The organism is Sphingomonas sp. (assembly GCF_035490575.1).
Lineage (GTDB): Bacteria > Pseudomonadota > Alphaproteobacteria > Sphingomonadales > Sphingomonadaceae > Sphingomonas.
Genome location: NZ_DATJLI010000121.1, coordinates 1 through 8,070 on the forward strand (window position 1 = coordinate 1; position 8,070 = coordinate 8,070).

General features: G+C 63.7%; 5 protein-coding genes. 1 reads left to right on the forward strand and 4 read right to left on the reverse strand.

Annotated features, from left to right (window positions below):
• The 4 genes from VL973_RS09205 to VL973_RS09220 form a co-directional block, all read right to left on the reverse strand.
• The coding region (locus tag VL973_RS09205) for a glycoside hydrolase (RefSeq protein WP_325283726.1) at positions 1 to 660 on the reverse strand (660 nt) is incomplete at its 3' end.
• A gap of 181 nt (positions 661 to 841) precedes the next feature.
• Positions 842 to 1,552: a FadR/GntR family transcriptional regulator gene (locus tag VL973_RS09210; protein WP_325283727.1), complete on the reverse strand. Its 711-nt coding sequence runs from the start codon at positions 1,550 to 1,552 to the stop codon at positions 842 to 844.
• Between the two features lie 157 nt (positions 1,553 to 1,709).
• Entirely contained in the window at positions 1,710 to 4,931 is a 3,222-nt protein-coding gene (locus tag VL973_RS09215) for a glycoside hydrolase family 2 TIM barrel-domain containing protein (protein ID WP_414712224.1), read from the reverse strand.
• Between the two features lie 84 nt (positions 4,932 to 5,015).
• Positions 5,016 to 7,805 (reverse strand): TonB-dependent receptor, encoded by a 2,790-nt coding sequence (locus VL973_RS09220; RefSeq protein WP_325283728.1) that lies wholly within the window; start codon positions 7,803 to 7,805, stop codon positions 5,016 to 5,018.
• Positions 7,806 to 7,930: 125 nt separating this feature from the next.
• On the opposite strand from VL973_RS09220, the gene VL973_RS09225 reads away from it, so the two are divergent.
• The coding region (locus VL973_RS09225) for a tryptophan 7-halogenase (protein ID WP_325283730.1) at positions 7,931 to 8,070 on the forward strand (140 nt) is incomplete at its 3' end.

The window sequence follows — 8,070 nt, forward strand, 5'->3', positions numbered from 1 at the left end:
GATCATCGCCGCCTGCCGCCCGACGCTCCAATGCGCGCCTTCCTGCCGGTTGCCGGCATACCAGTAATCGGTCAGCGGTTCGTTGACCGGCGACAGCGTGCGGAAGCGGATCCGATGCCGACGCTGAAGCTCACGCGTGGCGATCGCCAGATAGTCCGCGAACCGGCCCTCATATCCGGGCCGCAGATTGTCGCTGTTCGCGTCCCGCGCACCGGAAACCTCGCCGGAAATCGTCATGAACCAGGGTGGCGAATTGGAGAAGGCTTCGAATATGGGTTCGGGGACACGCGCGCGAATGGCGTCGAGCCACCAGCGCTGGTTGCGATCACGCGACCAGTCCCACATCGCCGGATCGTCGGCGCGCCACCAGTCGCGGCCAGCCGCACCATTCGGGTTGCGCCAGAAACCGGCGATATTCGCGCCGGGCTGGCTTAGTGGTTTTGCGCCCGGTGCGGCGCCGCCACCGATATTGTAGCGCGCGATCGTCCAACCCAGTCCGTCAGGGCCATAGAGCAGATCCGCCAGCCGGTTGCGATCACGTTCCGGCCAGCCGCCCGTGACGTTCGCAAACCATGCAAGCGCGGTGCCCCAGCCTTCGAACGTGGTGGCCGGATTTTCGACATCGGCGGACAACGCGATTTCAACCGTCGGTTCGGTCATGGACGCTGGCGTCGGCGCTTGCGCGGTTATCGCTGCGGGAAAGGCCAGCGCGGCCAACAATGCGATTGCATTCCGCATCGACGCTCTCCTCGGGTCAGGCCGCGCGTGCAATGACACGGTTGCGGAACATGTCTGACTTTATGGATACGCCCGTCGCCGGGTCAATCCGCGAACGCGATCATCATGGCGGCGAAAGCGCGGCTTCGGTGTCGATTCGCGCCTGATCGATCAGCGCCGTGGCGGACGCTCTGGCGGCAGGCCCGTCCCTGTCGGCGATCGCTTCGTAAAGGTTGCGGTGAAGCGGCATCGGGTCGGAATAAGTGCGATTGCTGCGATATTTGAAATAGGTCGTCCAATGCACCGCCGCGGCGATGCTGGCCGACAGATTGACGAGCAATTCGTTGTGCGTCGCCTGGAGCAGGCCGTCGTGAAAGTCACGATCGGCCAACTGACCCGCTTCGTCCCTCAGGCCCAGCTCGCCCATCCGTTCAAGCGCATGGCCCATGTGCGACAATTGACGCGCCGTGCGCGCGCCTGCCGCAAGTTCGGCAGCGGCGGGTTCCACGATCATGCGAAGCTGAAACAGGTCGCGCACGAACGATCGCGGCGGCACCCCTTCGAACATCCAGAACAGGAGGGTGGGGTCGAGCAGGTTCCAGTCGCGCCGGGCGGTGACATGGGTTCCGGCTTTGGGGCGGCTTTGGAGCAGGCCCTTGGAGACCAGGATACGAAGCGATTCGCGCATCACGCTGCGCGACACGTCGAACTGGCCGGACAATTCGATCTCGCCCGGCAGAAATGACCCCGAGGGCAACTCGCCGGTCACGATGGCGACGCCGAGCTGCTTGGCGATCCTGACGTGAGACGGCTCGCGCCGCACGGTTCTGGTCATTCGATTGCGCGATCTTTTCGCCAGCGTTGCACCGCTATGCGCCGAACGTCGGGAAAAACCAAGACGAGCGGGGCTGGTCGGGCATTTGTCTGACAACGCGCGACGCCGTCGCGGCCCGGCATTCCGGCCGACATCGTCACGGCGTTCAACGGCCCGATCACTCGTCCCGTGTCGCAGCCGCCGGGGTCGCCTGGTCGGCATGGGTGCCCTGGCCCGTGAACGGCGTCAACGTGAACGCGATCCGGGTTTCGGCCAGCTTCGTGCGATATTTCATGTGCGGCTGGCCCACATGGCTCCACGTTGTGTCGCCGCCGACACCCCATTGCGCGGCGTCGATATTGAGCGTGACGTGATCGTGGGAGACGATATCGGCCGAGTTCCAGCTGCCCGGCGGGCGGCGGTCGAGGTCGCTATAGGGGAATGCCAGCGCCTGCATCATCAGCGGTGCTTCGGCCTCGACGCGGATGCCCCGGTCGTTGCCCGACAATTCCATCCAGCGCACGTCGACCTTGTTGCCGGTATCCTGTGGCCGCATGTAATCGTGGTTCTGTGCCGCAACCGGCCCGCGCCACAATCCGACGGGCGCCGACGTCTTGCGATCGACATAGCTTTCATGCGGACCGCGCCCATACCATGCGACGGTTTTCATCGCCTGGGGCAGGGTAAAGGCCATGCCGATCCGCGGGGGCGGTGCGAGATCGCTCTTGAGCGGGGTAAAGACGCCCGTGACCGCGACCGAACCGTCACCCGCCATGCGATAGGTCGTGACGAAACGCGCCGCGCCGGCGCCCATCGCGTGTTCGACCCGGACATTCGCACCGCCGCCCTGTCGTTCGGTGGTGATCGAGCGCACGCGCGTGTCGCGAACCAGCGCGCGCCAGTGCGCCGCGTCGTCGTAATTGCCGTTGGCCAAATCATTGTCGGTGGGCGCGCGATGGAAATTGGCGCCGCCACCGGCAATCAGCGTGCCGCCTGCCTGTCCATATCGCGTGACAAGCCCCGTTTCGCGATCGATCGTCAGCGTCGTGCCCGCCGCAGAAAGGCTGACCTCGTCCGCCTTCTGGGCCAGCGTCACCCGGCCGCCGGTTGCCACCGCCGCGCGCTGCGTCGGCGCGCTGCCGATCGCGAATTGCTCCCACGCCACGACATGGCCGGCGGGGACCAGCGGCACTGAACCGGCCTTTGCCACGGCACGAACGGTCACGAAATATTCGGCGTCGTCGCGCCGGGGCACGCCCGACAGGGGCAGCGAAATCGCCTCGGTCGCGCGGGCGGCGGTGGTGAGGCCGGGCAGGCGCCCGTTGGCGACGCGCACGCCGTCCTCGATGACTTCCCATTCGAAATCGAAGCCCGACAGGTCACGGAAGTCATGGCGATTGCGGACGGTGACGCGGCCCGATGCCGCGTCGAATGCGTCGAACTGGATCGGCGCATACACCTTTCGCACTTCGTAATAATGCGGGTTCGGCGTGCGATCCGGCTGGATCATGCCGTCGCCGAATTCGATATCGCCGCCCGGATTGGGTCCGTATTCGCCGCCTGTTCCCCAATAGCGCCGGCCATCCGTGGTATAGCGATACATTGACTGGTCGACCCAGTCCCAGATGAACCCGCCCTGCAACTTGTGCGGATGGGCATAGATCGTATCCCAGTAATCCTTGAAATTGCCGCCCGAATTGCCCTGCATATGGGCATATTCGCACTGAATCATGGGCTGTTTTCGCAACGGATCGTTGGCCCAGTCGGCCATCTTTTCGATGTCGTCATACATCGGTGCGTAAATGTCGACAAAGGTGTTTGGCTGGTGTTCCCAATCGAGCGTGCCCCAGCCCAGATAGGAAATCAGGCGACCCGGATCGCGACGCCGGATGGCGGCGGCGGCGGCTTCGAAATTGGGACCGATGCCCGCTTCGTTGCCCAGCGACCAGAAGATGATCGAGGGATGGTTCTTGTCGCGCTCGACCATGTTCATGACCCGGCTGACATGCGCGTCCTTCCACGCCGGGTCGAAGCCGATCTGCCACTTCGCCCTGTCTTCGGGCGCGCGGTTGCCGGCCTCCATATACATGTGGCTCTCGATATTGGCCTCGTCCATGATGTAGAGGCCGATCTCGTCGGCAAGCGCGTAAAGCCGCGGATCGTTGGGATAATGCGACGTACGAAGCGCGTTGATATTGGCGCGCTTCATCAGTTCAAGGTCGCGGCGCATCGATGCTTCGGAAATGACGTGAAACGTCTCTGGATCATGTTCGTGGCGATTGACGCCGCGAATGGTGATCGGGCGTCCGTTGACCTGAACCAGGCCGTCCTTGATCTCGACCGTGCGAAAGCCGACGCGATCGGACATCGCCTGAATGACGCGGCCATCGGCATCCAGCAGTTCGGTCACGACGCGGTAAAGGTTCGGCGTCTCGGCCGACCATGCCCGCACATCGGGCGCCGGTGCCGAAAGCACGACGTCGCGCGCGCCGCCCGCGCGCACGGCGGTGCTGCGCGTCAGCACTTCGCGGTCGCCGTCGAACAGCGTGATGCGCGCGGTGCGGGGCTGATCCGACGCGGCGACCGCCAGTTCGGCGCGCAGCGTGCCGCCCCGGTAATCGTCGTCCAGACCGGCCTTGATCCAGTGATCGCGGATGCCCGCCTGCGGTTCGGCGATCAGATAGACATCGCGTTCGATCCCGGAGACGCGCCAGAAATCCTGATCCTCCAGATAGGAGCCGTCGGACCAGCGGTGGACGCGGATCGCGACGATGTTGCGGCCGGGGCGGACGTGGCGTGACACGTCGAACTCGGACGGCAGCTTGGAGTCTTCGGAATAGCCGACTTCCTGTCCGTTCACCCAGATGCGATAGGCCGAACCGGCGGCACCGATATGCAGGACGATCCGTTCCCCCGCCCATTGCGCCGGAACGTCGAAATCGCGGCGGTAGGAGCCGGTTTCATTGTCGTCATGCGGCACCAGCGGGCGGTTGGCGGGGAAGGGGTAGGTGATGTTGTTGTATTTGGGCTGTCCAAAGCCCTTGGCCTGCCACATTGCGGGCACGGCGATGGTCTTCCATCCCGACGCATCATAGTCCGGCCGCTCGAAACCCTGGGGCGCGCCGTCGACCGACGGGCTGAAATGGAATTGCCAGGTGCCGTTCAGGTCGAGGAACCGCCGCGATTGCCGGGTGTCCCCGGCGATCGCCATGTCGCGGCTTTCAAAGGGAAAGGCCGTGGACCGTGCGGGCAATTTGCCGCGTGCATGGATGGTGGGATTTTCCCAGTCGGGGCGACTGAAATCGACCTGGACCGGGGCGACCTGAATCGCATTCTGGGCGAGCACCGGCATCGCCACCCCCGCCAGCATCGTCGCCGCAATCGCGAGTTGCCCCTTCACCGCTCATCTCCCTGTTCATTCGCTGGCAGTGGGACACCGTCACCGCTGTGCGGATCCGGCGCCCCCATTATCGGTCGACCGCTTCTAGAAGGAGAAGCGGACCCCCGCATCATATCGCGGTCCGAAGTTCTGATACGTCAGCACCTGATTATCGAAGCGCCCGGTGGTGATATACTGGGCATTGAACAAATTGGTGCCTTCGACAAAGACCTGGGCGAACGGCGTGATGTCATAGGCAATGCTGCCGTCGAACTGGCCGTAATTCCGCACGAACACCGGCTCGTTGCCGGGGCCGCCGGCCAGCGTCTGAAGGAAGCGTTCGCGCCGGTTATAGGCGATGCGCGCGGAGAGGCCGTATTTTTCGTAGAATAGCGTCGCGTTCTGGGAATTGCCGATCCCTTCGGCGGCAAAGGACTGAACCGTCTGCGTCACGTCGAATTCGCGATCGGTTTCGACGAACGTGGCATTTGCCTGCAAGCCGAAGCCGCTGAGCACGCCGGGCGCCCAGTCGAGCGTATGGACGAGGTTGAGTTCGAGTCCGCGGATTTCGAGCGATTCGGCATTACGCGGACGCCGGACGCTGAACTGTGCGGCGTTCGGTGCGACGATCAGCCCGCCGACCGGCAGATTGCCCGCATTCGCGATCGGGAACACCTCGTCGGCGAAGCTCTGGACGATGAAGTCGTCGACCTTTTTATAGAACACCGCCGCCGATACCGTGGTCGTGCGCGTGGGATACCATTCGAGCGAAAAGTCGAGATTGTCCGCGCGATAAGGCCGCAGCGACGGGTTGCCGCCACTGGCGGTCAGCGTCGCGGGCCGCAACGTGTCGTAATTCAGGCTTGGTGCCAGATCGCCGATCGCGGGACGGGTCAGCGTGCGATAAGCCGCAAAGCGCGCCTGGAACCGTTCGGTCAGGTTCAGGCGGATGTTCGCTGCGGGCAGGAAGTTGCTGTAGCTCGAACGCTGCGTGATCGGCACGGCTTCCCGGCCATTTGCGAATACGCCGTTATAGGTCGTGGGATCGCCCGTGACCGGCAGCAGGTCGGTCAACTGGAGCTGCTGACCGGCACTGTTCAACTCGGTATATTCATACCGCCCGCCGATATTGACGAACAGCGGCATGCCCGCGATCTCGCTTTCCAGATCGACATCGGCATAGCTGGCATAAACGACTTCGCGGACGCGGGCCGATGGCTGTTCCGAAACGGCATAGCCATTTGTCGACGCAAACAGCGCTGCCGTCGTGCCCACCGGCTGACCGCGCGCGACGTCCAGCGCCGACGTCGCTGCCGGGCTGGTCAGGAAGTCGAAATAGGCGTTCGCGTCATAGGTCAGGAAGGTGCGCGGCACGTCCGAACCGGCAAAGGAACTGACGGTGAAGGGCGACAACAGCCCCGGATCGGCGGCGATCGGATAGCCGCAATAGGTGCAGCCGATATTCGGGTCCGAGGTGATCGGCACGTTGGATTTGTCGCGCATCGTCCGCATCACGCCGAATCGGATCTTGCTGACCCCCTCGAACCCCGGATCCCATTCGGTGTTCCAGCGCTGTTCGTTGACGCGTTCGGTCACGTCGTTGCCGTTAATGCCCGCGATATGCGTCAGGCCGCGCGCCGGATCGGTGAGCGCGCCTTCGTCATAGCCGAAGGTCGACGGCAACCCGCCACCCTGCGCGCCCGCGAACGAATATCGGGTCGGCACGCCGATCACCGTGAAGAATGACCGTCCACCGCCGTCGTTGCGCGCGCGCGACCATGTGGCGTCGAACGTCATGCGGACCTGGTCGCTGGGCCGCCATTCGGTGTTGAACCCCACCTGATAGGTCGTTGTTTCGCGCACGCTGCCCGATGCGATGAAATCGGCGTTGCCGTTGGTCGTCAGCGATGTGATCGTGCGATTGTCGTCGATCGTCGCATCGGTATAGTTCGACGGTTCGAACCAGCTGCCAAGACCCCGCGTGCGCTGCTCGCTCTCGAAGCGGTTATACAGGCCGTCGACGGTGAAGGTCAGTTCGTCGGTCGGCGCCCATTGCGCCACCAGCGTCGCGCCCAGACGCGTGCGGTCGTCGCGGGTATTGTTGATGTCCTGATTGCGCGGCGCATAGACATTGGTGAACAGCGGTGCGTCGTTGGGACCGACGGTCGTGCGCGGGATATAGCCGTCGGTGCTGATCCGGTCGATCGACGCGATACGGCGCTGATACGAAACCGATGCCAGCACGCCGAATTCGCCATCGCCAAAGGTGTCGCTGAGCAGGCCGAACAATTGCGGCGTGAAACGGTCGCTGTTCTTTTCATACAGCGCCTTGCCCGTGAACACGCCCTTGAACCCGCGCAGGTCCAGCGGGCGCGGCGTTTCGATATTGATCGTCGCGCCGATGCCGCCGCCCTGCAGGGGGGCCTGCGCGCTCTTGTAGACCTGAGCGCCGCTTATCAGCTCCGCCGGGATCAGGTCGAACGAAAAGGCGCGGTTGTAATTGTCGGAGGCAAAGCTGCGGCCGTTGAACAGCACGGTGTTGAAGGTCGGCCCAAGCCCGCGGACCGTGACCGACTGCCCCTCGCCATTGTTACGGTCGATCGCGACGCCGGGAATGCGCTGTAGCGACTCGGCGACATTGGCGTCGGGGAACTTGCCCAGATCCTCGGACGAGATCGCATCGAGGATGCCCGAGGCGTCCCGCTTTTGCGCGGCGGCGGATTCGATGCTGCTGCGGATGCCGGTCACGACGATGTCCTCGACCGGCTGACCGGCCGCGGCCTGATCGGCGGGCAGGTCCTGCGCGGTCGCCGGGTTTGTCGCGATCGAAGCAAGTGAGAACACGGCCATGGCCGTCGTGCGGAACAGCGTTATGCGAAAAGCCTCGGCTCGCATAATAATCCTCCCTGTCATACTGACTTGTCATCAGCTTTTTGGCGGTGGTATCGCATTTGTCGGATTAAAAGAATTATTTCGCGCGTCAATATACAAGATATGTGCCGTCGATTGGGAGAGATTAGATGGCGAGCAGAAGCGACGACGGCGACATTCGGGACATCGTCATCGTCGGCGGCGGATCGGCCGGCTGGATTGCCGCAGCACGGATCGCGGCGGCGGCAAGGCGGGATCAGCGCGACATTACCGTCCAACTGGTTGAATC

Coding starts and splice junctions, on each gene's coding strand:
- VL973_RS09210 (WP_325283727.1), bottom strand. CDS start 1,552: ATGACCAGAACCGTGCGGCGCGAGCCGTCTCACGTCAGGATCGCCAAG.
- VL973_RS09220 (WP_325283728.1), bottom strand. CDS start 7,805: ATGCGAGCCGAGGCTTTTCGCATAACGCTGTTCCGCACGACGGCCATG.